This is a genomic window from Compostimonas suwonensis (assembly GCF_002797855.1).
Classification (GTDB): domain Bacteria; phylum Actinomycetota; class Actinomycetes; order Actinomycetales; family Microbacteriaceae; genus Compostimonas; species Compostimonas suwonensis.
On the sequence record NZ_PGFB01000002.1, the window covers coordinates 119,776 to 144,466 of the forward strand.

The 24,691-nt window shown below is 69.2% G+C and carries 21 protein-coding genes; 14 read left to right on the top strand and 7 right to left on the bottom strand.

Annotation, left to right across the window (positions count from 1 at the left end; all coding sequences use genetic code 11):
• Positions 1-191: 191 nt before the first annotated feature.
• The 3 genes from CLV54_RS04335 to CLV54_RS04345 all read left to right on the top strand — a co-directional run bounded on the left by CLV54_RS04335 (position 192) and on the right by CLV54_RS04345 (position 4,065).
• Complete coding sequence (locus tag CLV54_RS04335) at positions 192-1,037, top strand: TrmH family RNA methyltransferase (protein ID WP_100343754.1); 846 nt, start codon at positions 192-194, stop codon at positions 1,035-1,037.
• A gap of 176 nt (positions 1,038-1,213) precedes the next feature.
• Positions 1,214-2,689, top strand: a complete 1,476-nt coding sequence (locus tag CLV54_RS04340; RefSeq protein ID WP_245861488.1) for an APC family permease — start codon at positions 1,214-1,216, stop codon at positions 2,687-2,689.
• Positions 2,690-2,766: 77 nt separating this feature from the next.
• A complete protein-coding gene (locus CLV54_RS04345) occupies positions 2,767-4,065 on the top strand; it encodes a D-alanyl-D-alanine carboxypeptidase family protein (RefSeq protein ID WP_245861329.1) in 1,299 nt (432 codons plus the stop codon).
• A gap of 22 nt (positions 4,066-4,087) precedes the next feature.
• Here the strand turns inward: CLV54_RS04345 and CLV54_RS04350 are convergent, their stop codons facing one another.
• Positions 4,088-4,864, bottom strand: a complete 777-nt coding sequence (locus CLV54_RS04350; protein WP_100343756.1) for an SGNH/GDSL hydrolase family protein — start codon at positions 4,862-4,864, stop codon at positions 4,088-4,090.
• 207 nt (positions 4,865-5,071) lie between these two features.
• Between CLV54_RS04350 and CLV54_RS04355 the strand changes: the two genes are divergently transcribed.
• Complete coding sequence (locus CLV54_RS04355; RefSeq protein WP_245861490.1) at positions 5,072-6,850, top strand: DEAD/DEAH box helicase; 1,779 nt, start codon at positions 5,072-5,074, stop codon at positions 6,848-6,850.
• A gap of 6 nt (positions 6,851-6,856) precedes the next feature.
• Here the strand turns inward: CLV54_RS04355 and CLV54_RS04360 are convergent, their stop codons facing one another.
• Entirely contained in the window at positions 6,857-7,201 is a 345-nt protein-coding gene (locus tag CLV54_RS04360) for a hypothetical protein (protein ID WP_157802799.1), read from the bottom strand.
• A gap of 21 nt (positions 7,202-7,222) precedes the next feature.
• Positions 7,223-8,485, bottom strand: a complete 1,263-nt coding sequence (locus CLV54_RS04365; RefSeq protein WP_211294446.1) for an MFS transporter — start codon at positions 8,483-8,485, stop codon at positions 7,223-7,225.
• 100 nt (positions 8,486-8,585) lie between these two features.
• Here CLV54_RS04365 and CLV54_RS04370 point away from each other — a divergent pair, with 100 nt between their 5' ends.
• Together CLV54_RS04370 and CLV54_RS04375 are read left to right on the top strand one after the other, a co-directional pair.
• Positions 8,586-9,260, top strand: coding sequence for a GntR family transcriptional regulator (locus CLV54_RS04370; RefSeq protein ID WP_245861330.1), 675 nt, complete (start codon positions 8,586-8,588; stop codon positions 9,258-9,260).
• Positions 9,261-9,438: 178 nt separating this feature from the next.
• Positions 9,439-10,890, top strand: coding sequence for an MFS transporter (locus CLV54_RS04375; RefSeq protein WP_100343760.1), 1,452 nt, complete (start codon positions 9,439-9,441; stop codon positions 10,888-10,890).
• Here the strand turns inward: CLV54_RS04375 and CLV54_RS04380 are convergent.
• Positions 10,869-12,389: an SDR family oxidoreductase gene (locus tag CLV54_RS04380; protein WP_100343761.1), complete on the bottom strand. Its 1,521-nt coding sequence runs from the start codon at positions 12,387-12,389 to the stop codon at positions 10,869-10,871. The genes CLV54_RS04375 and CLV54_RS04380 overlap by 22 nt on opposite strands.
• Before the next feature lie 155 nt (positions 12,390-12,544).
• Between CLV54_RS04380 and CLV54_RS04385 the strand changes: the two genes are divergently transcribed.
• Genes CLV54_RS04385 through CLV54_RS04395 form a run of 3 tightly spaced genes read left to right on the top strand, consistent with a single transcriptional unit; the run spans position 12,545 to position 16,212 of the window.
• On the top strand, positions 12,545-14,278 hold the full coding sequence (locus CLV54_RS04385) for an AMP-binding protein (RefSeq protein WP_100343762.1): 1,734 nt from the start codon (positions 12,545-12,547) through the stop codon (positions 14,276-14,278).
• A gap of 59 nt (positions 14,279-14,337) precedes the next feature.
• The gene (locus CLV54_RS04390; RefSeq protein WP_100343763.1) at positions 14,338-15,354 is read left to right on the top strand and encodes a magnesium and cobalt transport protein CorA; all 1,017 of its coding nucleotides are present in this window, start codon (positions 14,338-14,340) and stop codon (positions 15,352-15,354) included.
• 33 nt (positions 15,355-15,387) lie between these two features.
• Positions 15,388-16,212 carry a CPBP family intramembrane glutamic endopeptidase gene (locus CLV54_RS04395; protein ID WP_245861332.1) on the top strand — a complete coding sequence of 275 codons (825 nt, stop codon included), beginning with the start codon at positions 15,388-15,390 and terminating at the stop codon, positions 16,210-16,212.
• A 130-nt stretch (positions 16,213-16,342) separates the two neighbouring features.
• Here CLV54_RS04395 and CLV54_RS04400 read toward each other — a convergent pair whose 3' ends face one another.
• Entirely contained in the window at positions 16,343-16,546 is a 204-nt protein-coding gene (locus CLV54_RS04400) for a cold-shock protein (RefSeq protein WP_100343764.1), read from the bottom strand.
• A gap of 241 nt (positions 16,547-16,787) precedes the next feature.
• Between CLV54_RS04400 and CLV54_RS04405 the strand changes: the two genes are divergently transcribed.
• Positions 16,788-17,639, top strand: a complete 852-nt coding sequence (locus tag CLV54_RS04405; RefSeq protein ID WP_100343765.1) for a DUF3097 domain-containing protein — start codon at positions 16,788-16,790, stop codon at positions 17,637-17,639.
• Between the two features lie 95 nt (positions 17,640-17,734).
• Positions 17,735-19,312 (top strand): Na+/H+ antiporter, encoded by a 1,578-nt coding sequence (locus tag CLV54_RS04410; protein ID WP_100343766.1) that lies wholly within the window; start codon positions 17,735-17,737, stop codon positions 19,310-19,312.
• Between the two features lie 190 nt (positions 19,313-19,502).
• Here the strand turns inward: CLV54_RS04410 and CLV54_RS04415 are convergent, their stop codons facing one another.
• Positions 19,503-20,315 (bottom strand): tyrosine-protein phosphatase, encoded by an 813-nt coding sequence (locus CLV54_RS04415; RefSeq protein ID WP_100343767.1) that lies wholly within the window; start codon positions 20,313-20,315, stop codon positions 19,503-19,505.
• 72 nt (positions 20,316-20,387) lie between these two features.
• Positions 20,388-21,734 (bottom strand): MFS transporter, encoded by a 1,347-nt coding sequence (locus CLV54_RS04420; RefSeq protein ID WP_245861334.1) that lies wholly within the window; start codon positions 21,732-21,734, stop codon positions 20,388-20,390.
• Between the two features lie 234 nt (positions 21,735-21,968).
• On the opposite strand from CLV54_RS04420, the gene aqpZ reads away from it, so the two are divergent.
• From aqpZ to CLV54_RS04435, 3 genes are all read left to right on the top strand, one after another.
• Positions 21,969-22,730, top strand: a complete 762-nt coding sequence (gene aqpZ / locus CLV54_RS04425; RefSeq protein ID WP_245861336.1) for an aquaporin Z — start codon at positions 21,969-21,971, stop codon at positions 22,728-22,730.
• Between the two features lie 263 nt (positions 22,731-22,993).
• Positions 22,994-23,782: a FadR/GntR family transcriptional regulator gene (locus CLV54_RS04430; protein WP_157802800.1), complete on the top strand. Its 789-nt coding sequence runs from the start codon at positions 22,994-22,996 to the stop codon at positions 23,780-23,782.
• On the top strand, positions 23,779-24,681 hold the full coding sequence (locus CLV54_RS04435; protein WP_100343770.1) for an SMP-30/gluconolactonase/LRE family protein: 903 nt from the start codon (positions 23,779-23,781) through the stop codon (positions 24,679-24,681). Before CLV54_RS04430 ends, CLV54_RS04435 begins: the two co-directional genes overlap by 4 nt.
• Positions 24,682-24,691: the final 10 nt, after the last annotated feature.

The following is a 24,691-nucleotide window of genomic DNA, read 5'->3' on the forward strand; positions in this document are numbered from 1 at the left end:
ACGGTACCTCCAGAGCCCGGAGCTCGTGCGCCGGTCTTGCCGAGCGGATGGTCCGCCCTTCCATGATTCTAAACAGCACAGTTTTCCGGTTTGTTTCCGGCACCTGGCAGTCTGGGAAATAGCGATGCGGAAACCGGGCCCGCGGCGACCCGTCAGCGGCACCCCGACACCCACACGATGAATGGAGAAGCGTGCAGATCATCGAGATCTCGAGCCTCGACGACCCCCGGCTCGACGACTACGCACGGCTGACCGACGTGGTGCTGCGCCGGGTGTCGGAGCCGGAGGGCGGCCTCTACATCGCCGAGAGCTCGAAGGTCATCACCCGCGCGATCGCCGCCGGTCACCGCCCGCGCTCGGTGCTGCTGCAGCGGCAGTGGCTGCCCGACGTCGAGGCGGCCCTCGAGCCCTTTCCCGACACCCCCGTGTTCGTCGGCGAGAGCTCGCTTCTCGAGCAGCTGACCGGTTACAAGCTGCATCGCGGCGCTCTCGCGGCGATGCACCGCCCCGTGCTCCCGGAGCTGCCGGAGGTGCTCGCGGGCGCCCGGCGGGTCGTTGTGCTCGAAGACATCGTCGACCACACGAACGTCGGCGCGATCTTCCGTGCCGCGGCAGGCCTCGGCGCCGATGCCGTGCTCGTGACCCCGCGCTGCGCCGATCCGCTCTACCGCCGCAGCGTGCGGGTGAGCATGGGCACGGTGCTGCAGGTTCCCTGGACGCGCATCGGGGAGTGGGATGCCGCAGCGCCGGCCCTGCACGAGGCGGGCTTCCAGATCGCCGCCCTGGCCCTGAGCGACACCGCCGTCGATCTGGGCGTGTTCGCGGCATCCGCACCGGAACGGGTCGCCCTCGTGCTCGGGACGGAGGGGGACGGCCTGAGTCGCCAGGCGCTCGCGGCCGCCGACACGACGGTGACGATCCCCATGCTGCACGGCGTCGACTCGCTCAACGTCGCCGCGGCGAGCGCGGTGGCGCTCTGGGCGCTGCGCCCGGATGCGGGACCGGGCGCGAGATCGGGTGCGAAACGCGCGCTCTAGGGGTGGTGTGGTGGCGGGCGGGCGGTTGTATGCTCACCTAAACATCCAGAGGAGGATGGCCCATGGCTTCAGGCGCCCGCACGAAGACAGCACCTGCGAAGACGGCATCGGCACGCACGGAGAGCACCAGAGCGCCCGGTGAGGGCAAGGGCCTCGCGACCGGCACCCTCGGGCTCATGGGCTCGACCGTCATCGGCCTCGCCTCGACGGCCCCCGTCTACTCCCTGGCCGCGACCCTCGGCTTCGTCGTGCTCGCCGTGGGGGCCCAGGCGCCCATCGCGTTCATCATCGCGTTCATCCCGATGCTCCTGACCGCCTACGCCTACCGCGAGCTCAACCGCGCCGTGCCCGACTGCGGCACGACCTTCACCTGGGGCACGAAGGCCTTCGGGCCCTGGGTCGGCTGGATGGGAGGCTGGGGCGTCGCCGTCGCGGGGATGGTCGTGCTCGCCAATCTCGCCCAGATCGGCGGCAAGTACTTCTGGCTGCTCATCAACGAAGACCTCGCCTCGAACACCTGGCTCGTGACGGCGACGGGCGTCGTCTTCATCGCCATCATGACCTTCGTGAGCTACCGCGGCATGGAGATCGGCGAGAAGGTGCAGAACGTGCTCCTGGGCGCGCAGTACCTGGCCCTCGCGCTCTTCACCGTCTTCGCCCTCGTCGCGGTCTTCACGGGTACGGCTCCCGAGGGCTCGGTCATGCCCGACTGGTCGTGGTTCAATCCCTTCGCCTTCACCGACGTCTCGGCGTTCACCGAGGCGATCCTGCTCGCGCTCTTCATCTACTGGGGCTGGGACACCTGCCTCGCGCTCAACGAGGAGACGAAGGATCCTCAGCGCACGCCGGGTCGTGCGGCCCTGCTGTCGACCGTCATCCTGCTGGTCACCTATGTGGGTGTGACGGTCGCGGCGATGGCCTACGCCGGGCTCGGAACGGGCGGGATGGGGCTCGGCAACGACGCCAACGCGGAAGACGTCTTCTTCGCCCTCAAAGACGCGATCTTCGGCCCGTGGGCCTGGATCCTCGTGGTGGCCGTCATGGTCTCGGCGATCTCCTCGACGCAGACGACGATCCTGCCGACGGCACGCGGAACCCTCGCGATGGCCGCGTACAAGGCTCTCCCCGCTCGGTTCAGCCGGGTGCACCCCCGCTACAAGACCCCGGGCTTCTCGACGATCGTCATGGGCGTCGTCGCGACGGTGTTCTACGTGGGCATGACGATCATCAGCGAGAACATCCTGGCCGACACGATCCTGTCGCTCGGGCTCGCGATCGCCTTCTACTACGCCATCACGGCCTTCGCCTGTGTCTGGTACTTCCGCCGCACCCTGTTCTCCTCGTTCCGCAACGTCGTCTTCCGCGGGCTCTTCCCCTTCGTGGGCGGGGTGCTGCTCGTCGCGGCGTTCGTGCAGTCGGCGATCGACATGTACGACCCCGAATACGGCTACACGGTGCTCTTCGGCATCGGGGGAGTGTTCGTGATCGGGATCGGCTCGCTCGCCCTCGGCGTGCTGCTCATGTTCCTCTGGTTCACCTTCACAGCGTCGAAGCCGTTCTTCCACGGCGAGACGCTCACCGAGGACTCCGCGGTGCTCGTGCCCGACACCGAGCTTCCCACGATCCGCTCGGTCGACGGCGGGATCGGCTGAGCGCGGGGCGACCCCACGGGGCGGGTTCACGCGGCGGCTTCACAGCGAGCGGGAGCACCAGCCCGTAGGCTTGCCACGTGTCATCCTCTCGTCCCCTGCCCGGCCCCCAGCTGTCCGGCCCGCGACAGCCCGGCCCGCAGCTGACCCGCCGGCAGATCTATCGCAGGCGGCGCCTCGTCGTCTTCGGCGGTCTCGCCGTCATCCTCGCCGTTGTGCTCAGCGTGTTCGTCTACGGCGTCTCGGCGTTCGCGGCCCCGGTTCCGGCCACGGCCGCCGTTCTGCAGCAGCCCGCGGCCGCCGCCCAGCCGGCGGCCCAGCTCGCGTGGCCCGGCTACGGCTCCGCGGCCATCGGAGCGGTGGGGCGGACCGAGCTCCTCGGCACGAGCGGCGACCAGGCGTCGGTGCCCATCGCGAGCATCACGAAGATCGTCACGGCACTCGTCATCCTCGACGCGAAGCCCCTCGCGGCGGGTGAGGCCGGCCCCGACATCCAATTCACGGATGCCGACGTCGACATCTACTACGACACGATCGCCGAGAACGGCTCGTCGGCCCCCGTGACTGCGGGAATGGTGCTCACCCAGCGGCAGGCGCTCGAGACGATGCTCCTGCCCTCGGCCAACAACTACAGTGTCTCGCTCGCGGTGTGGGCCTACGGCTCCGTCGACGCCTACCTGCAGGCCGCGACGGCCTGGCTCACCGAGAAGGGGCTGACCCAGACATCCGTGGCCGACACGAGCGGTCTGTCGCCGGCGAGCGTGAGCAGCCCCGGCGACCTCGTGAAGCTCGGCATGATGGCGGTCGCCGACCCGACGCTCTCGACCATCGTCTCGGAGGCGACGGCCGACATCCCGACGATCGGGGCGATCGAGAACACCAACACCCTGCTCGGCACGGGCGGCGTCGACGGCATCAAGACCGGCACGACCGACGAGGCCGGCGCCTGCCTGCTCTTCTCGGCAGACGTCGTGGTCGGCTCGCAGACCGTGACCCTCGTGGGCGTGATCCTCGGCGGTCAGGACCACACCGAGGTCGACGCCTCCGTGCTCGCGCTCGTCGCGAGCGCGCAGGCGGGCTTCCACGAGGTCGTGCTGACCACGGCGGGCACGACGTTCGGCAGCTACACGACGGCGTGGGGCCAGAACAGCTCCCTGGTGGCGACGGATGACGCGACGGCGCTCATCTGGTCGGACACACCCGTCACGGCCGTCGTGACGGCCGCACCCGTGCAGCTCGCGGACGCCGACGAGAAGACCGGCACGGTCAGCTACACGATCGGCGATCAGACGATCGACGTTCCGCTCGAGACGAGCGGGGCGATCACCGACCCGGGCCTCGGCTGGCGGCTCGGCAACCCGGGCGAGCTGTTCGGCTGAGCCGCCTGGCCGAGCCCCGGGCTCACGCGAAGGGGCCGGCCTCCGGGCGCTTCGGCAGCACGTGATCGCCCGAGGACTGGTGCCGGATCCTGCGGATCACCCACGGCACGAGGTACTCGCGCGCCCAGGCCAGGTCTTCGGAGCGGGCCTGCCGCCAGCTCGCCGCGGGCAGCGGCTCCGGCTCCATCGGCTGCAGATCGTTGTCGACGTTGAGGGCCGCGAGCACCATGCGGGCGACCTCGTGGTGCCCGAAGGAGTTGAGGTGCAGCCTGTCGGGCGCCCACATCCGGGTGTCCTGGATCTCGCCGAGCGACCACTGGTCGGCGACGATGCAGTCGTGCCGGGCGGCGACCGCGCGGACGTTCTCGTTGTAGATCGCGACCTTGCCCCTGATGCCCCGGAAGACGGGGGAGAAGCCGACATCCACGCCCGTGAAGACGACGACGGTCGCGCCGTCGGAGCGGAGGCGCTCGACGGCCTGATCGAAGCGCACGGCGATCTCGTCGGGGTCTGTTCCGGGGCGGATGACGTCGTTGCCGCCCGCCGAGATCGTGATGAGGTCGGGATGCAGGGCGAGGGCGGGCTCGACCTGGTCGTCGACGATCTGCGTGATGAGCTTGCCGCGCACGGCGAGGTTCGCATAGGCGAAGTCGTCGGTTCCCCGGCTGAGCACCTCGGCGACCCGGTCGGCCCAGCCGCGGTGTCCGCCCGGAAGGGTGGGCTCGGGGTCGCCGATGCCCTCGGTGAACGAGTCGCCCAGTGCGACATAGCGCTGCCACGGGTGGTGCTGTTGTGTCATCCCTCCATTCTGCCCCTGCGATCGCCCCGGTATCACAGCCGGCTATCGAACCCTGGCGTCGGATGTCGGAGCGAGCGGGTAACGTGGATGCAAGTGAGCACAGAGTCTTCGTTCGGGCAGCAGGGGCCCTCCGAGCACCCCGGGCTTCCGGCGCATTCCGAACCTCCGACGCACCCCGAACCTCTCGTCGGCCCCGTCGGCCCGCCGATCGGAACCTCGGCCGCCGAGCACCTGTCGCCATCGTTCCCGGAGCGCGCCGCCTGGGGAACCGCGAGCAAGCTCCGCGCCTGGCAGGCCGAGGCCCTCGACGCCTACTTCGCCACCGAGCCGCGCGACTTCATGGCCGCTGCGACACCCGGCGCCGGCAAGACGACCTTCGCGCTGCGGCTCGCGACCGAGTTGCTCGCACGGCGGGTCGTCGACCGCGTGACCGTCGTGGCCCCGACCGAGCACCTCAAACGGCAGTGGGCCGACGCGGCGGCACGGGCGAGCATCCGTCTCGACCCCGGTTTCAAGAACAGCCACGGCCGGGTCGCCCGGCATTACCACGGGGTCGCCGTGACCTACGCGCAGGTCGCCGTGCGCGCCGCGCTGCACCGTGAGCTCACCGAGACGTCGAGGACCCTCGTGATCCTCGACGAGGTGCACCACGGCGGTGACGCCCTCAGCTGGGGCGACGCCATCCGGGAGGCGTTCGGCCCCGCGACGCGCCGCCTGCTGCTCACGGGAACCCCGTTCCGCTCCGACACGGCTCCCATTCCCTTCGTCACCTACCTGCCCGACGAGCACGGAGTGCGCACCTCGCAGTCCGACTACAACTACGGCTACGGGCGGGCCCTCGAAGACGGCGTCGTGCGCCCCGTGATCTTCATGGTCTACGCGGGCCACATGCGCTGGCGCACCCGCATGGGCGAGGAGATGGAGGCGCGTCTCGGCGAGGGCAACACCAAAGACGTGACCTCGCAGGCGTGGCGCGCCGCCCTCGACCCCGCCGGCGAGTGGATCCCCGCCGTGCTGACCGCGGCCGACCGGCGGCTGAGCGAGGTGCGGCAGTCGATCCCGGATGCCGGTGGCCTCGTGATCGCGACCGACCAGACCACCGCCCGCGCCTACGCCGCCGTGCTGCGCGAGCTCACGGGCGAGAGCGTGACCGTCGTGCTCTCGGACGAGAAGGAGTCGAGCGACAGGATCGAGGAGTTCTCGAAGGGCGACAGCCGCTGGATGGTCGCGGTGCGGATGGTGTCGGAGGGCGTCGACGTGCCCCGGCTCGCGGTGGGCGTCTACGCGACATCCGCTTCGACACCGCTGTTCTTCGCCCAGGCCGTCGGTCGTTTCGTGCGTGCCCGCCGGCGCGGTGAGACGGCGTCGATCTTCCTGCCCAACGTGCCCTCGCTCATGGCCCTTGCGACCCTGCTCGAGCTGGAGCGCGATCACGCCCTCGACAAGCGGGAGACCGGCGACGAGGCCGAGAATCTCGACGACTCGATGCTCGACGACGCGAACCGGCAGGAGAAGGCGTCCGAGGCGCTGCAGGACGAGTTCACCTTCCAGGCGCTCGGCTCGGAGGCGAACTTCGACCGGGTGATCTACGACGGCGACGAGTTCGGCGGCTACGCGGAGCCGGGCAGCCTCGAAGAGCTCGATTTCATCGGCATCCCCGGTCTGCTCGAGCCCGAGCAGGTGCACGAGCTGCTGCAGCACCGCCAGTCGCGGCAGTCACGGCGCACCGAGACCCGCCAGCAGGCCGCCGCGGCCGCGGGCGAGCCCGACCCCCAGCCCGCTCCGCTCTACCGCACGCTCAAGGAGCAGCGGACGCTGCTCAACAGCCTCGTGGGGCTCTGGTCGAAGAACACGGGGGAGCCGCACGGCATGATCCATGCTGAGCTGCGCCGGGTGTGCGGAGGGCCCGCCGTTCCCCAGGCGAGCGTGACCCAGCTGCAGGCGCGCATCGAGTTCCTGCGCCGCCGGCTGGGTCACCGGGTCTGATTCGGGTCACCGGATGGCGTCTGGAGCGGCGACGAGCACGCCGATTCCGCCCAGAAGGCCGGTCGTGGCGGGGCCGCGTCGGTATCCCTCCAACTTCGCGGCATGACTGACACCGATTCCGCCTTGGGCGATCGCGATGATCGCGAGAGCCATCGCGATCAGGAATCCGGTCCAGGACACGAGTACGCCCAACGCCTGCGTTGACGTAAGTCCGCCGACGGCGAGTCCGGAGCCGACGAGAACGCCGAGCGCCCAGAGGAAAGAGCTCTGCGCCTTCAAAGCGATCTCGTTGTCATTCCAGGCATCGGAGGGGACCGAAGCCGGTGGTGTCCACTGGGTCGCAGCGCTCATGCCAACAGAGTGGCGACGTTCTCACGGCCGCGCGAGCCCGGGAGCAGTAAGCGATCCAGAATCGGTTGGATGATCGGGATCCGCCGGGATGAGCGGCGTCGCCACGAGCGGCACGAGCGCGACGATCGCGAAGGCGAGCGGATACCCGATCGCCGCGATGAGTCCGCCGATCACGGGGCCGACGATCGAGGCCGAGATGAACTGCCCGGTGTTCTGGGTGCCGAGCGCGCGCCCCGACCAGTGCGGGCCGGAGATCTCGGCGACGGCCGTGTAGCCCAGGCCGTTGTCGGCGACGGTCACGATCGCGGCGAGGATCAGCGCGACGGGCGCCCAGGACGGCTCGAGCCAGCCCGCCGCCGCCATGAGCGCCATGACCCCGACGGCTGCGAGCGAGACCCAGCGCAGCGGCCGCAGACGGCTGCCGATCCTGTCGCTCAGAACGCCGACGCCGATGCGGCCGAGGGCTCCGAGGAACTGGCTCACGGCGATGACGAGGCCGGCTGCGGCAGTGGAGTATCCGACCGTCGTCAGCCAGATCAGCCCGAAGATCGACACGGTGAACTGGGGGATCACGAGCAGCATCGACACGGCGTGGATGCGCCAGAGCAGTGCGTTGGCACGGTACGGGTTGGCGATCGGCGCGGGGGCCGCCGAGGGCGGGTCTGTCGCGGCATCCGCGCGTTGCTGTTGCTGTTGTTGGCGCGGCGGGTCGACGATCCAGATCGCGCACAGGATGGCGGAGATGCCCGTGAGCACGGCCGGCACGAGCAGCGCGAGCGCGATGCCGCCGGCAGCGGCGAGAGGCGGGATGGTCAGAGCTGCGACCGCGACGCCGAGAGGCTGGCACATCTGGCGGATGCCCATCGCGAGCCCACGACGCTCCCGCGGGAACCAGCCGACGACGACTCGACCGCTGGCCGCGTTCGGGCTGGCCGCGGCCATGCCTCCGAGGAGCATGAGCGCCCCCACGCCGATCGTGCCACTCGCGAACATGGCGGCGAGGGCGGCGAGAGCCGTCAGGGCGAGGCCCGCGGCGATGACCCGTCGCTCGCCGATCCGGTCGCTCAGAGCGCCCCAGGCGATGAGGGTGAAGACCATGCCGATCGTGGGGGCGGATGCGAGCAGCCCCGCCTCGGCGAGGCTGACACCGCGCTCGGTGTGCAGCAGTGGGATGAGGAAGGCCGGCGTGCTGACGAAGACCGTCGAGCTGGCCTGCCCGACGACCCCGAGCCCGAGCATCAGCCAGGGCCTCGGCGTTCGGACGCGCTGGGTGATGAGCGACATGACGATCCTCCTCTGCGCTGCTGACGCATGTGCTGCTGACGCGATCTCGGTATACACTAACGGTATCCCAACTTGGTATACCAATCGAAGGAGTCGGACTGTGGCGCAGATCTCGCAGACGGTTCTGATCTACGACCGCCTACGGGCGGAGATCCTCGACCTCGACCGCACACCCGGTGCCCGCCTCACGGAGCGGGGTCTGGAGACGGAGTTCTCCGCCTCGCGCACGCCCGTCCGTGCTGCGCTCGTGCGTCTCCAGGCAGAGGGACTCGTGCAGAGGGACGGCCGCGCCTGGCAGGTGTCTCCCATCGACCTGGGCGAGATCGCGGCGCTCTCGGAGTTCCGGGAGGCCGTCGAGACCGAGGCGGTGCGTCTGGCCTGCGAGAGGGCGAGTGACAGCGAGATCGCCGCACTCGACGAGCTACTGGACGAGTTCCGGCCCGGCGAGACGAGCGATGAGGGTGTGCGGATGGGGACGAGTTTCCATGTCGAGCTCGCCCGCCTCTCGCAGAACCGTTTTCTGGTCGAGGGGCTCGAACAGGCGATGACCCGTCTCGCGCGCACGCGCTGGCTCGAGGTTCGCACTGCTCAGGCCCGGCAGGCAGCCTGGCAGGAGCACCGCGACATCGTCGCGACGGTCGCCGCTCGGCAGACGGACGCGGCCGTCGCCCTCGTGCGCGCCCACATCGTCACCACCCACGAACGGCTCACCGCCTCCCTGAACGCCGAACAGCGGATGCTCCGTGCCCGCGGTCTCTCGATCGTGGGCGCCTGAGCCATTCGCCCGGCGCATACGACCGACCGGGTGGGTTCCGCCGTATCGCCCACCCACAACCCCAGATCAGGGTTACTTTACCTGTGCTCACACCGCCTGTGCGGCATCTCCTGCAAGACAAGCGGGCGGATGGGACGATGGTCGCAGGCGGCGCGGCGGAGCGGTCTACGCTGGGCAGATGACGTCACAACAGCGGCTCGTCCTCGTCGTCGCCATCCTCGCGTCGTTCGTCGCCTTCCTCGACGGCTCGGTCGTCAACGTCGCCCTCCCGGCGATCCAGCGCGAGCTCGGGGGAGGACTCGTCGTTCAGCAGTGGGTCGTCGACGCCTATCTCGTGACGCTGGGCGCGCTCATCCTGCTCGCCGGTTCGCTCTCGGACGCATACGGCCGCCTGCGGATCCTGCGGATCGGCCTTCTCGGCTTCGGCGTGACCTCGCTGCTGTGCGCCTTCGCCCCCGACGCGCTCGTGCTCATCATCGGGCGCGGTCTGCAGGGCGCGGCGGGCGCGCTGCTCGTGCCGAGCTCGCTCGCGATCATCATATCGACCTTCTCGGGAGTCGCTCAGGCGAAGGCCATCGGCATCTGGACGGCCTGGACGGGCACCGCCATGATCGCCGGCCCCGTGCTCGGCGGCATCTTCGTCGACACCCTCAGCTGGCGCTGGGTCTTCGCGATCAACGTCGTTCCCATCGCGCTCACGCTCGTGCTCATGATGCGCATCCAGCACAAGGACGTGCGCACGCCCGGCGCGAGGATCGACATGGTCGGCTCGGTGCTCGGGATCGTGGGCATCGGGGCGCCCGTCTTCGCGCTCATCGAGCAGGGGCGTTACGGCTGGGGCAGCCCGGCCGTGTTCGTTCCGCTCGTCGTGGGCCTGCTGAGCCTCGCCGGGTTCCTGTGGTGGGAGAACCGCGCCACGAACCCCATGCTGCCGCTCGGCCTCTTCCAGGTGCGCAACTTCTGGGTCGGCAACCTCGCCACCGCGGCGATCTACGCGGCCCTCTCGTTCGGCTTCTTCTCGATCGCGGTCTTCGTGCAGCAGACCGGCGGCCTCTCCGCGACCGCGGCCGGTCTCGCCACCCTGCCGCCGACGATCATCATGCTCCTGCTCTCCTCGCGGTTCGGAACGCTCTCGGGCAAGTACGGACCGAGGTTCTTTATGAGCGTCGGGCCGTTCGTCGCGGGCATCGGCTTCCTGCTGATGCTGAGCGTCACGGGGGAGTTCGTCTACTGGACCCAGCTGCTGCCCGGCATCCTCGTCTTCGGGCTGGGACTCTCGATGACGGTCGCACCGCTGACGGCCGCGATCCTCGGATCGATCGACTCGCGTCAGGCCGGCATCGGCTCGGCTGTGAACAACGCGGTCTCGCGTATCGCCGGTCTCATCGCGATCGCCTTCACGGGCATCATCGTGGGCTCGGGGCTCGACGTGGACGGCTTCCACCGCGCCGTGCTCGCGACGGCGATCATGCTCATCGCGGGCGCGATCATCTCGGCGATCGGCATCCGCAACCCGAAGCGCATGGCCGGTGGCGCGCCGTCGGCGACGGACGGCGCGGAGGTGGAAGGCCAGGCGGGCAGCCGGCCGGAAGGCAGCCCGACGGAGGGTCACCAGGGCGCGGGCTCGTAGTCCTTCAGGAACACGCCGTAGAGGTCTTCGCCGGCCTCGCCGCGCACGATCGGGTCGTAGACCCGGGCCGCTCCGTCGACGAGGTCGAGGGGTGCGTGGAAGCCCTCCTCGGCCAGGCGCACCTTGGTGGGGTGCGGCCGCTCGTCGGTGATCCAGCCGGTGTCGACGCTCGTCATGAGGATGCCGTCGCCGAACATCTCCTTCGCGCTCGTGCGGGTGAGCATGTTGAGAGCGGCCTTCGCCATGTTGGTGTGCGGATGCCCCGGCCCCTTGTAACCGCGAGCGAAGACGCCCTCCATGGCGCTCACGTTGACGATGTAGCTGCGCCGGGCGCTCGTCGCGGCCATCGAGGCGCGGAGCCTGCTCACGAGCAGGAAGGGTGCCGTCGTGTTGCACAGCTGCACCTCGAGCATCTCGAGGGGGTCGACCTCGTCGACGAACTGCGTCCAGCTGTTGGAGGAGTGCAGATCGGGCACGAGGCCGCCCGCGTCGATCGCGGTTCCGGCCTCGAGCCGCGCGAGCGAGGAGGAACCGGCCGCCAGCGCGAGCGAGGTGAGCTCGTCGGCCGTCATCCTGCCGGGGACAGCGGTCGCGAGCAGAGGATGCGCGGCCACGGATGCGGCGAGAGCAAGCGGATGCGCGTCGTTGGTGTGCCCGAAGGTCTCCATCTCGGGCAGCGGGCCGTCGGGCAGGGGCTCGAGCTCGGCGTCTGCGAGCGGAGCGTAGGAGCCGGGTGAGCGCCGCACGGTCTGGGCGGCGTTGTTGATGAGGATGTCGAGGGGCCCCTGGGCGGCGACCGAGTCGGCCAGGGCGATCACCTGGGCGGGGTCGCGCAGGTCGATGCCCACGATGCGCAGGCGGTGCAGCCAGTCGGCCGAGTCGGGCATGGCCTGGAAGCGACGTACCGCGTCGCGGGGGAAGCGGGTCGTGATGGTCGTGTGCGCGCCATCCCGCAGCAGACGCAGCGCGATGTGCATGCCGATCTTGGCCCGGCCGCCCGTGAGCAGGGCGCGCTTGCCGCTCAGATCGGTGCTCGCGTCGCGCTTGGCGTGGCTCTTCGCCGCGCAGTCGGGGCAGAGCTGGTGATAGAAGGAGTCGACGATCGTGTAACGCTGCTTGCAGATGTAGCAGGGCCGCGGGGTGAGCAGCGTGCCAGCGACGGGCGCGGCGGTGCGCACGGCGAGGGGGATGCCCCGGGTCTCGTCGTCGATGCGGTCGGGAGCCCCCGTCGCGGTGGACTCCACGACGGCGCGGTCGGCGGCCTGCACCCGTTCGCGTTTCTCGAGGCGACGGGAGCGCTTGACCGACTTGAACATCGCGGCGGTGGCGTGCCGCACGGCGATGAAGTCGTCATGCGTCTCGTCGAGCCGGTGCAGCTCTCGCAGGACCCGCAGGGTCGTCTCGAGATCGTGCGGGTCGATCGCCGAGCCGGCGCCGTCGGAGGCGCCGTCGAGCTCGGGAGCAGCGTCGGACTCGAAGTCGGCGGGGGAGGGGATCATCACGGTCTCTGTCGAAGGGGACGAACGTCGTCGGAAGCAGAAGAACGTCGTCGGAAGGGAAAACGTACCGACGAAGTCTAGCCGCCGATGCCGGGAGCCTCCCGTTCCCCGCGTGTTCCCCGTGTCTTCTCACCGCGCGGCTAAAGTTGTGAGTCATGGATACCAGTGCTGGTCTGAGCCACGAGAGCGTCGCAAACGTCTACGCCGAGAAGCCGTGGCTGCGGAGCACGCCCGAAGGCGTGCCGCAGGAGATCGATCCGGTGGGGTTCGCCTCCATCCCCGAGCTGGTGTCGTGGACGTGCGAGCGATACGGCGACCGTCCGGCCTTCTCGAACATGGGCCATTCGCTGACCTTCACCGAGATCGACGAGCTCTCCACCCGGCTCGCCGCGTATCTGCGCACGGTGCTGGGCCTCGCACCGGGGGAGCGCATCATCCTGCAGATGCCCAACCTGCTGCAGTACCCGGTGGCCATCTTCGGCGCGCTGAAGGCCGGTCTCGTCGTCGTCAACGCGAACCCGCTGTACACGACCCACGAGATGGAGGTGACGTTCCGCGACTCGGGCGCCGCCGCGATCATCGCCCTCGAGAACTTCGCCGACAAGATCGAGGCCGTGCTGCCGTCGACGTCGATCAAGCACGTGATCATCACCGAGGTCGGAGACCTGCTGCCGACGCCTCGGCGGGTCGTCACCAACTTCGCGGTGCGCTACGTGAAGCGCCTCATCCCGCCGCACGAGCTGGGGTCGGTCATCCGGTTCCGCGACGCCCTCGCCGAGGGCGCCCGGGCGCAGTTCCAGCCGCCGCAGATCGGGCAGGACGACCTCGCCTTCCTGCAGTACACGGGCGGCACGACGGGCGTGACGAAGGCCGCGGAGCTCACCCACCTCAATCTGCTGTCGAACCAGTACCAGATGATGGGGCCGATGAGCGTCTCGCTCGACCCCGGCCACGAGACGGTTCTGGCCGCGCTGCCGCTCTACCACGTCTTCTGCCTCACGGTGAACTGCCTGGGGCTCTTCCACTACGGATCGCACAACGTGCTCATCACCAATCCCCGTGAGACGGATGCCCTCATCAGCACGATGGCGCGCTACCGGCCGAGCGTGCTCATCCTCGTGAGCACCCTCGCCGGCGCGCTCGTCGAGAAGCCGAAGTACGCCCACCTCGACTTCTCACAGCTCAAGCTCGCCGTCGCCGGCGGCATGGCCGTGCGCACCTCGGTCGCCGAGCGCTGGAAGGACGTCACGGGCGTCGAGCTCGTCGAAGGCTACGGTCTCACCGAGGCCTCGCCCGTCGTCTCGGTGAATCCGACGGTCGGCTCGCCCCGCCGTGGCACGATCGGCCTGCCCCTGCCGTCCACCGAGGTGGAGCTGCGCGACGAGAGCGGCGCGCTCGCCCCGCTCGGCGAGCCCGGCGAGCTGCTCGTGCGCGGCCCCCAGGTCATGCGCGGCTACTGGAAGCAGCCCGAGGAGACGGAGCGGGTGCTCGAGGCCGACGGCTGGCTGCACACGGGCGACATCGCGACCATGGACGCCGATGGCTTCCTCACGATCGTCGACCGCAAAAAAGACATGATCGTCGTATCGGGGTTCAACGTGTACCCGAACGAGGTCGAGGACGCCGCCCTCCTGAACCCGAAGGTCGCCGAGGCCGGTGCCATCGGCATCCCGAGCGAGCACTCCGGCGAGGTCGTGAAGCTCTTCGTCGTGAGGCGCGACCCCTCGCTCACGGAGGAGGAGCTCCGCGCCTTCCTCACGGACTACCTCGCGGGCTACAAACGGCCGAAGGCCATCGAGTTCCGCGACGAGCTGCCCAAGTCTCCGGTCGGCAAGGTGCTGCGACGCGAACTGCGCACCGGCGAGGACTCAGCGGCCGCGACATCCTGAGCCGCTACAGTGTGGACGGCACCGCGAGCGTGCCCCGAGCCCGTGGAGGAGTGAGGCCCATGCCCATCGTCGACAACGCCGTCTATCTCGACGGGCATCGCACGGGCGAGCCGGCGACTCTCGAGGAGACGTTCCGGCTGCTGCGCGAGACGAACGGCATGGCCTGGATCGGCCTGTACCGCCCCGACGCCGAGGAGATCCAGGAGCTGGCCTCGGAGTTCGACCTGCACTACCTGGCCGTCGAAGACGCGCTCACGGGCCATCAGCGCGCCAAGCTCGAGCGCTACGGCTCCACGCTCTTCGTCGTGCTGCGCCCCGCGCGCTACCTCGACACCGAGGAGGAGGTGGAGTTCGGCGAGCTGCACATCTTCGTCGGCCCCGACTTCGTCGTCACCATCCGTCACGCCGAGTCCCCGGATGTCGCGAAAGTACGCGAGCGTCTCGAGAAGACCCCCGCACTGCTCGCCAACGGGCCCGAGGCGGTGCTCTACGCGCTGCTCGACCAGGTCGTGGACGAGTACGAGCCCGTCGTCGCCGGCCTCGAGAACGACATCGACGAGATCGAGGACGAGCTCTTCGGCGGCGACCCCGACGTCTCGCGCAGGATCTACGAGCTCTCCCGCGAGGTCATCGAGTTCCAGCGCGCGACGCGGCCGCTCGGCACGATGCTCGAGGCCCTGCTGCGCGGCTCCGACAAGTACGGCGTCGACCTGGAGCTGCAGCGCTCGCTGCGCGACGTGCTCGACCACGTCACGGGCATCATCGGCCGGGTCGACTCCTTCCGGGTGCTGCTGCAGAACGCCCTCACGGTGCATTCGACCCTCGTGGCCCAGACCCAGAACACCGAGATCACCCGCCTCACCGAGACGAGTCTCGCCCAGGGCGAGCAGGTGAAGAAGATCTCCTCCTGGGCGGCCATCATCTTCGCCCCCTCGCTCGTCGGAACGGTGTACGGCATGAACTTCGACTACATGCCCGAGCTGCACTGGAGGTACGGCTACCCCTTCGCCCTCGCGCTCATGGCCGGGCTGGCGATCGGGCTCTACACGATCTTCAAACGCAACCACTGGCTCTAGAGCCCGACACGCGCGCGTGAGACGATCGAAGACGTGAGCGCGGACATCCAACTCGCCCCGGCTGCGCGGGGCACGGGCATCCGGCACTATGCGGCCGGGGTGCTGCTCGCCGTGGCCGCGGTGCTCGTGTTCGGCTTCGAGCAGCGCGGCTGGGGTTACGCGGTGGTGGCGCTCGGTCTCGTGACGGCGTGGTGGGCCGGTCAGGAGCTCTTCCGTGACCTGTGGCTCATCGCCTTCGGGCTGCTCGTGATGAGCGCGGTGCCGATCACGACCGACATCGCTTTCGAGCACATGCTCGTGATGGGCGCGGCCATGATCGTGGCGGTCGCCGTGCCGTATCTCGTCTCCCGCTACGGATACCGCGACCACGCCATCCGCTTCCCCGTCGCCACCGGTAAGCGCTGGACGCGCGCCGAGCGCTGGTACCTGCCGATCGTCGTCGTGATCGCCTATTTCGTGCTGCCCGTCTACCTGATCGGCTCGGGGGTGTACGAGAACTGGCCGGCCGTGACCGACGCGAGCAGCGTTCTCCGCCTGTTCATCGGCACGAACGCGCTCGGCATCTGGGACGAGCTGTTCTTCATCTGCACGGCTTTCACGCTACTGCGGCGGCACTACCCGTTCTGGGCGGCGAACCTCCTGCAGGCCGTGCTGTTCACCGCGTTCCTCTACGAGCTCGGGTTCCGCAGCTGGGGCCCGCTGCTGATCTTCCCCTTCGCCCTCGTGCAGGCGTACATCTTCCGGCTCACCAAGTCGCTCAGCTATATCGTGAGCGTGCACCTGCTGTTCGACGCCGTGCTCTTCCTCGTGCTCGTGCACGCGCACAATCGTGAATGGTTCGACGTCTTCGTGTACTGAGCCGTCGCTGCCGGGGCGCCGTCGCTGCCGGGCGCATAACAAACCGTCGGGGCGCGCACGAACAATACGAGCCTGCCGGAACCGGTGAAACCGGCGCCGACAGGCTCGATGGGCAGACGAACTGCCTGAATTAGATGGGGCGAATGTTCTCAGCCTGCGGGCCCTTGGCGCCCTGCGTGACCTCGAACTCGACGCGCTGGTTCTCTTCGAGACTGCGGTAGCCGCTCGTCGCGATCGCCGAGTAGTGGGCGAAAACGTCGGGGCTGCCGTCCTCAGGCGCGATGAAGCCGAAGCCCTTTTCCGCGTTGAACCACTTGACGGTACCTGTTGCCATTGTTGACTCTCCTGTGTGCTGTTCGATTCCGACTGCCGGAAACGCTCTTTGCGGTCTTCGTCGTCCACACCCGAAACAAACACGCTGCCGACCGAGGCCGGAAAACATTCACTACGTGCGAGGCAACACAACTGCTGCACAGAGACTATCTCACCGACCCCCTCCAAGGGAAAGATGTCTTGCACTCGTAACACTGTGTGTCGCGAAGCGCTCGGTACCGGAAGCGGCTACCGTCGGACCGATGAACGACGACCGCTACGGTTCGGACGTGCTCGCGGGCGACTGGCGGGCGCAGGGCCGACGACAGATCCCCACCGTGCCCGCGACGAGAGAACTCGTCGTCGAGCTCGCCGAGTCCGGCTTCTGCGGGGCGGTGGTGGGGGTCGACAAGGTCACCGTCGAGCTCGAGGACAGAGGCGGCAATCGCAGGACGTTCCCGCTCGGGCACGGTTTCCTCATCGACGGCGAGGCAGTCAACCTCGTGGCGCCCACGCGTGCGCCGGGGCGGCAGCCCGCCCGGCGCACCGCCTCCGGCTCCTTCGCGGCCCCGGAGGCGCGGGCACGGGTCGCCCGCGCGAGCCGGATCTACGTCGAAGGACGCCACGATGCCGAGCTCGTCGAACGGGTCTGGGGAGACGACCTGCGCGTCGAGGGGGTCGTCGTCGAGTACCTCGGCGGGATCGACGACCTCGACGGCATCGTGCGCACCGCCCAGCCCGACGCGAAGCGCCGGATCGGCGTGCTCGTCGACCACCTCGTCGCGGGCTCGAAGGAGTCGCGCATCGCCGAGACCGTGCGCCGGGGCCCGTACGGCGAGCACGTGCTCGTCGTCGGCCATCCCTACATCGACGTCTGGCAGGCGGTCAAGCCCGAGCGGCTCGGTCTGCGCGCCTGGCCGACCGTGCCCCGCGACATCCCCTGGAAGCACGGCATCTGCGAGGCGCTGGGCTGGCCGCACGAGACCCAGGCCGACATCGCGAACGCGTGGAAGCGCATCCTGGGCCAGGTGCGGTCGTTCGCCGACCTCGAGCCCCAGCTGCTCGGACGGGTCGAGCAGCTCATCGATTTCGTCACGGTCGGCGGAGAGGACTAGTTTTCCTCTCGACGCCGTTGGACCCTGTGAACGGGCGCGAGGGGCGCTGAGCGGCTGCTGCTGAACGGCGGCGGAGCAAGGGGAGGGGCACGACGATGGACGGATCATCGACGGCGGAGATCATCGCCTGGGCCGTGGTCTTCGTCGTGGCCGTCGTCACGGTCACGGGTCTCGCGCGCAGGGTGGGTTGGTCGGCGCCCGTCGTGCTCGTGCTCGCGGGTGTCGCCGCGGCGTACATCCCCGGCATCCCCCGGGTGGAGCTCGAACCCGAGGTGATCCTCGTCGGAGTGCTGCCGCCCCTGCTCTACGCCGCCGCGATCCGCACCTCCTTCATCGACGTACGGGCGCGCGGAGACTCGATCATCAACTTCTCCGTTGTGCTCGTGGTCGTGACCACGATCGTCATCGGGCTCATCACCTGGGCGATCGTGCCCTCGCTCACCCTCGCCGCCGCGTTCGCCTTCGGCGCGATCGTGGCCCCCACGGATGCCGTGTCGGTGGTCGCCATCGCGGGGCGGGCCGGTCTGCCCCGGCGGCTCGTGACCGTGCTCGAGGGCGAGAGCCTGCTCAACGACGCGACGGCGCTCGTCGCGCTGAACGCCGCCATCGCGGCCGTCATGGTCGCGGTCACGCCGGGAAGCCTCGCGATCGACTTCCTGCTCGCGATCGGCGGCGGCGTCGCGGTGGGACTGCTCGTCGGCTGGATCCTCGCCGCGATCCGCACGAGGCTCAGGGCGCCCGTGCTCGACACGAGCCTGTCGCTCGTCACCCCGTACCTCGCCTACTTCCCGGCCGCGGCGATCCACGGCTCGGGATTCCTCGCCGTCGTGGTCGCGGGGCTCTATCTCGGCTTCCGCTCGCCGATCGTGCAGTCGGCGCAGGCGCGCATCGCCGAGCGGCTGAACTGGCGCACCGTCGCGTTCCTGCTCGAGAACGCCGTGTTCCTGCTCATCGGCCTGCAGCTGCCGAGCATCCTGTCGGCGGCCGCGGAGAGCGAGCTCGGGGTCTGGCCGACCATCGGGATCAGTCTCGTCATCGTGGTCTCGCTGATCGTCGTGCGCACAGCCTGGGTGCTCGCGACGACCGCCGTCTACCGCTGGGGGCCGAGGGCGCTCCGCAGCCGCGGCTGGAGCTGGGGCACGGCCTGGGCGGCCTCCTTCGCCGGCATGCGCGGAGTCGTGACCCTGGCCGCCGTGTTCCTGCTGCCGGAGGACACGCCTCAGCGCGGGGTCCTGCAGCTGCTCGCGTTCGTCGTGGTGGTCGTGACGCTCGTGCAGGGTCTGGCTCTTCCCCGGTTCGTGCGTGCCCTGAAGCTGCCGAGTCCCAACGTCGCCCAGGAGGACATGGAGCGCCGCCGCCTCGTCGCCGAGGCGAAGCTCGCCTCGCTCGAGGTGCTCGAGTCCCAGCGCCGCGACGACGACCCCGAGATCGTCATCTCGACACTGCGCGACATGTCGACGCTCGGCGTGCAATCGGGCCAGCTCGACGAGGAGGGCAGCGGCCTTCCGCCGTCGGAGGCGCTGGGCCGCCTGCGGCAGGCGATGATCGACGCGGAGCGCGCGGCCGTGCTCGCCGCGCGACGGGAGCGACGGTATCAGGAGCGGGCCATCCAGGCGGTGCTCGCCACGCTCGACGCGGAGGAGGCCGCGCTCCGCTCGCGGCATCGCGACTAGCGCGCTTCAGCTCTGCCCGGCCTGGCTGCCCGGCCCGGCTGCCCGACTGCCCGACTGGCTGACTCCCCGTGACTCAAAACGACGGACTTTTTGCCCGAAAGTGCTCTGTTCGGGCGAAAAAGGCACGTTCTGCCGCGAATCTCCGTCGTTTTGAGGAGGGAGGAAAGGAAAGAAAAAGGGGGGAAGGGCGTCAGGCCGGTTCGATGAACCTCGCGCGCAACGCGGCGAGGGTCGTGTCGTCGATGCCGAGACCCTCGCGCAGATAGCCGTCGATCGAGCCGTGGCGCTCCCGGACGAGATCGAGTGCCGTCTGCAGGTACTCGCGTTCGACGCCGAGCACCGGCAGGAGCACCGCGGGGTCGCCGCCGGCCGCCTCGAAGGAGTCGATCACAGGCTGCAGCGCGGGGATGAGCAGCTCGTTGGTGAGCAGGTAGTCGGCCATCACGAGCTCCTCGGAGACGCCCAGGGCCAGGAGTGTGACCGCCGTCGCCCAGCCCGTGCGGTCTTTGCCGGTCGTGCAGTGCACGATCGCGGGCATGCCGTCGTCCGTCGCGATCGCCCGGACGAACGCCGCGAACGACTGCCGTGCGCTGTCGAGGGTCACGAACTCGCGGTAGGCCTGATCGAAGATCTCGTACACCCGGCGTCCCGAGAGCGTGCGGGTGGCCTCGACCGGGTCGTTCATGACCGCGATGAGCTGCGCGGGCGCCGAGTCGGCCGAGTCGGCGAGCACGTCGAGCACGACGGTGTGGGCGCCGGCGGGGAGTCTGTCGGGCGCGGCCTCGCGTTCGGCCGCCGTACGCAGGTCGAAGACCGTCGTGACGCCGAGAGCGGCGAGGGCCGCGACATCCGGGCCGTCGACGTGGTCGAGGGCGACGGACCTGTAGAGGATGCCGCGACGCACCGTTCCCCCCGATGCGACGGGATACCCGCCCACGTCTCTGAGGTTCGGCACCGTAGCGATGCCCAGCGAGCTTCCCGGTTCGAGTCCTTGATCCGACATGCTTTCACCTTAGGCCCCGGCGTGACCGGAGTCACGGGCGACGGCGGGTCAGCGGCGGTCGAGTCGTACCGATCAGGGCGTCGGGTCGAGGGCGTCGTACCGGGTGAAGGTCCTCTGCATCCTCACGATGACGCCCACGGCGACCATGATCACGAGGCCGCCGACGAGGGGCGGGAACCAGAGCGCCCCGGCGACCGCGAGAACGCCGACGTAGAGGTCGCCGAGGCGAGGGCCGCCGGCGACGACGACCGTGAAGATGCCCTGCAGGCGCCCGCGCATGCCGTCGGGAACCGAGGACTGCAGGATCGTCATACGGAAGATCGCGCTCACGTTGTCGGCCGCGCCCGAACCCGCCAGAAGGAGGGATGCGGCGACGAGAGCGACCATGTCGACCTGATCGAACGACTGGCCGGCCGGCCCGGCGGTGTTCAGCGCGACGACCCCGAGAACGATGCCGAAGCCCAGGATGCAGGCTCCGTAGACGATGATCGCCTGCGAGATCGCCCTGCCCTGCTGGCGCACGTGGCCGAGCCGACCCGAGAAGATGCTCGACACGAGGGTTCCGACCGCGGCGGCCGCCGTGAGGATGCCCACCGAGACGGCGCCGCCTCCGATGAGCAGGGCGCCGACCGCGGGGAACAGCGCGCGGGGCTGGCCGAAGGTCATGGCGATGATGTCGAGCAGGAAGGTCATGCGGATGTTGGGGGCCGTCTTCAGGAACCGCAGCCCGAAGAGCACCGATTCCAGGCCGGCCTTCTGCCGCTCTCCTTCGGGCACGATGCGCGGCAGTGTGAAGATGCCGAGGAAGGCGGCCAGGAACATCACGACGTCGATCGTGTACGTCCAGCTGAAACCCACGGATGCCACGAGCAGCCCCGCGAGCGCAGGGCCCACCGTGACCATCACCCCCATGCTGATGCCGGTCAGCGCACTCGCCGCGGGCAGGAGCCGGGTCGGCAGCAGGCGCGGGGTGATCGCCTGCCGTGTGCTGCCGATGACCGTGCTCGCGACCGCGTTGACCGTCGAGAGCACGTAGAGGGGCCAGACGACGTCGACGTTCAGCCAGGAGAGGGCGGCGATGCCGGCCGTCGACGCCCAGGCGATGATCGCGGTCACGAGCGCGACCGTGCGGCGGTCGAAGGAGTCGGCGAGAACGCCGCCGTAGAGGCCGAAGACTATCATCGGGCCGAGGGCGAACAGGGCGACGAGAGCCACGGCGAGGGTCGACTGGGTGAGGTCGTAGATGTGCAGGCCCACGGCGACGATCGTCATCTGGCCGCCGATGCCCGAGATCGCGCCGCCGATCCACAGGCGCGCGAAGGCGGGGCTCTCACGCAGCGGCGACAGGTCGACGAAATGGCGTCGCCGAAGAGGGGCGGAACCGTCGGGGTCCGCGAGGGAGGGCTCTTGTTCGGTCACGTTCCGTCTCGCACAGGCGCGTCGCGCCAACCCTTCGACGCTACACCGTGGCCTGACGCGGCCCTGTCGCCGAGGCATCCGGTGCGCGGTTTCGGGGATGAGACGCGCGACATGCGAACGAAATCCGTGGGTTCGCCGTGGCCGGACAATACGGTCGCAAGGACGCCGCGGTCTGCGAGACCGCCTTCTCGCGTCGCAATCCCCGCCGAACCCTCTTCTAGAAGTGGATCACCCATGACCTCTCCCATCGAACCCCAGGCGCCGTCGATGACCGCTCGGCTCATCGCCGAGATCGCCGGAACCTTCCTGCTCGTCTTCGGCCTCGTCGGCACCGCCGTCTTCTCGGCGGCGTTCCCGGGCGGCGACGCGGGCAACCCGCTCGGCGTCGGATTCCTCGGAGTGGCGCTCGCGCTGGGCCTCACGGTCATGATCGGCGCCTTCGCGTTCGGCCCGATCTCGGGCGGCCACTTCAACCCGGCGGTCACGCTCGGCCTCGCCGCCGCCGGCCGCTTCTCGTGGAGGGACGTGATCGGCTACATCCTCGCGCAGCTCATCGGCGCGATCCTCGGTGCGACGGTGATCTTCGCCCTCGCCGCGAACGGCCCCTCGGGCTTCCTCGACTCCGCCGTCGCGGGCGGCTTCGTCTCGAACGGCTACGACGAGCTCTCGCCGGGCGGCTTCGGCATCGTCGCGGCGATCGTGATCGAGATCGTCATCACGGCGCTGTTCCTCTACGTCATCCTCGGGGTGACCCACACCCGCGCGACCGCCGGCTTCGCGCCCATCGCGATCGGCTTCACGCTCACCCTGCTGCTGCTGGTCGCCATCCCGGTCGACAACGCCTCGATCAACCCCGCGCGCTCGATCGCGACCGCGATCTTCGGCGGCGGCGACTGGCTCGTGCAGCTCTGGGTGTTCATCGTGTTCCCGATCGTCGGAGCTCTCATCGCCGGCTTCAGCTACCGCTTCCTCTTCGACGGCCTCAAGCGCTCCTGACCCTCGTCCGCCGGGTCGCGGGCCCTCCTCGCATAGGTCGTCAGGGCGGCGATCGCCGACCACGAGACCCACCGCTGAGTGTTCCCGCGACCTGCCTGCGGGAGGGCTGAGGCGTCCGTTCCGTTGCGGAGGTCGTCGTCGTGGGCGTGGCTGTCGCGGGTGCTGTCGCTTGCGCTCGCTTACACAAAGAGGATGAACCTCTTTATAAAAAGGCACTTGGCTCGTTGGCGACAATCAGCGGCTATTAGGGCATCTTTCGCTATTTGACGAACCTCAGTGCTCGTGTGATACTCAACCGTACGCAAAGAGGTTCAACAACTATGGCAAAGGAGCGATCGTTGGTCAAAGCGGCACCTGCGGATACCGCCTCGCGGCGCGCGATGACGCTCATCCGTCAAGGGATTGCAGAGGGACGCTTCGCGCCGTTGTCGCAACTGCCCCGAGAGATCGACCTTGCGGGCGAACTGGGAGTCTCACGCGGCGCTCTCCGCGAGGCGATCCGTGCGCTGGAGCTCGTCGGAATCCTGGAGAGCCGACACGGTTCGGGCACCTATGTCACGGGGCTGACCGCCGCTGACATCATCCGCAGTGCTGCGACCGACAACCTCCACATCGACGCGACCTCGGCGCTCGAGCTCATGGAGTTTCGCCGCGTGGTCGAGCCCGGTTCCATCGTTCTCGCCGCCGGATCCGCGAGCCCCGAGCAGATTCGCGAGATCCGCGCGATCTACGAAGCGAGTGAGCAGACCGACGACCCCGCCGTGTACCTCGAACTCGACAACGACCTGCATCGCGCGATCGTGCGTGCGAGCGGCAACTCGATCCTCACCTCGGTGATGGAGTCAGTCGCCTACGGAGCGGCCTGGGACCGCATGTGGTCTCTCGTGTTGCGTCCGACCATCCCGGAACGCACCCGTCGGGAGCACGAAAGCCTTGTGGTCGCGATCGAGACCGGCGACGTGCAACTCGCCCTTGCGACCGCTCAGGCGCATCTCGCCGCCGCCCAGCGGCAGGTGCGAGCCCGTTTCGACGATGCGAGCGAGGAGTCGTGACCAGAGTGCGCGACGCCCGCTTCGAGCTCCTCGGCGTCGACGACAGAGACGCCCTCGGAGAAGGGCCGTGGTGGGACACCATCGGAGAACGGCTCTGGTGGGTCGACATCCGGGGTGCAGTGATCCGCAATGCGACTCTCGACGGTGTTGAGGCCGCTCGCCTCCAGGCCCCGTCATCGGTCGGCTTCGCCGTGCCGGACGACACGGGAGGCCTGTTCGCCGGGCTTCGCGACGGCCTCTACCGACACACCGCGGTCGCCGGCTGGCGACAGGTCTGGGCAGGCGACTACGACTCGTCTGACCATCGCGTGAACGACGGCAAAAGCGATCGCCACGGAAATCTCTGGTTCGGCACGATGCATGATCCCGAGACGGAGCAGAGCAGCGCCTTTTATCGCACCGTCGACGGCCGGGTCGAGCGTGTCTTCTCCGGCGTCACGACCTCCAACGGGCTCGGCTGGGCTCCCGACGGGGGCACGTTCTACTACACCGACAGCCTCGCACGGAAGATCTGGGCATTCGACTGCGATCCCGAGTCTGGTGCGTTGTCGAACCGCCGGGTGTTCGCCGAAGACCCTCGTGGCTATGTTCCCGACGGGCTGACGGTCGATGCCGATGGAGCCGTCTGGGCCGCGAAATGGGATGGCGGCAAAATCGTGCGCTATCGCCCCGACGGGACGACGGATGTCGAGCTGCGGCTGCCGGTGAGGCGACCCACGAGCGCCATGTTCGTCGGTGCCGACCTCTCGACACTCGCCGTCACGAGCGCGAACCTCACGCCCGACGACGGGGAGCTCGCCGGCGCAGTCTTCCTCATCCCGACCACGACCAGCGGACTGCCCCAAACGCGCGCTCGCGTGGCGCCGGAAGGAGGGGCATCCCCAGCGATCACCGAATGATCGGCCGTCC

Coding starts and splice junctions, on each gene's coding strand:
- CLV54_RS04340 (WP_245861488.1), top strand. CDS start 1,214: ATGGGCTCGACCGTCATCGGCCTCGCCTCGACGGCCCCCGTCTACTCC.
- CLV54_RS04350 (WP_100343756.1), bottom strand. CDS start 4,864: ATGACACAACAGCACCACCCGTGGCAGCGCTATGTCGCACTGGGCGAC.
- CLV54_RS04360 (WP_157802799.1), bottom strand. CDS start 7,201: ATGAGCGCTGCGACCCAGTGGACACCACCGGCTTCGGTCCCCTCCGAT.
- CLV54_RS04365 (WP_211294446.1), bottom strand. CDS start 8,485: ATGTCGCTCATCACCCAGCGCGTCCGAACGCCGAGGCCCTGGCTGATG.
- CLV54_RS04375 (WP_100343760.1), top strand. CDS start 9,439: ATGACGTCACAACAGCGGCTCGTCCTCGTCGTCGCCATCCTCGCGTCG.
- CLV54_RS04380 (WP_100343761.1), bottom strand. CDS start 12,389: ATGATCCCCTCCCCCGCCGACTTCGAGTCCGACGCTGCTCCCGAGCTC.
- CLV54_RS04385 (WP_100343762.1), top strand. CDS start 12,545: ATGGATACCAGTGCTGGTCTGAGCCACGAGAGCGTCGCAAACGTCTAC.
- CLV54_RS04390 (WP_100343763.1), top strand. CDS start 14,338: ATGCCCATCGTCGACAACGCCGTCTATCTCGACGGGCATCGCACGGGC.
- CLV54_RS04400 (WP_100343764.1), bottom strand. CDS start 16,546: ATGGCAACAGGTACCGTCAAGTGGTTCAACGCGGAAAAGGGCTTCGGC.
- CLV54_RS04405 (WP_100343765.1), top strand. CDS start 16,788: ATGAACGACGACCGCTACGGTTCGGACGTGCTCGCGGGCGACTGGCGG.
- CLV54_RS04410 (WP_100343766.1), top strand. CDS start 17,735: ATGGACGGATCATCGACGGCGGAGATCATCGCCTGGGCCGTGGTCTTC.
- CLV54_RS04415 (WP_100343767.1), bottom strand. CDS start 20,315: ATGTCGGATCAAGGACTCGAACCGGGAAGCTCGCTGGGCATCGCTACG.
- aqpZ (WP_245861336.1), top strand. CDS start 21,969: ATGACCTCTCCCATCGAACCCCAGGCGCCGTCGATGACCGCTCGGCTC.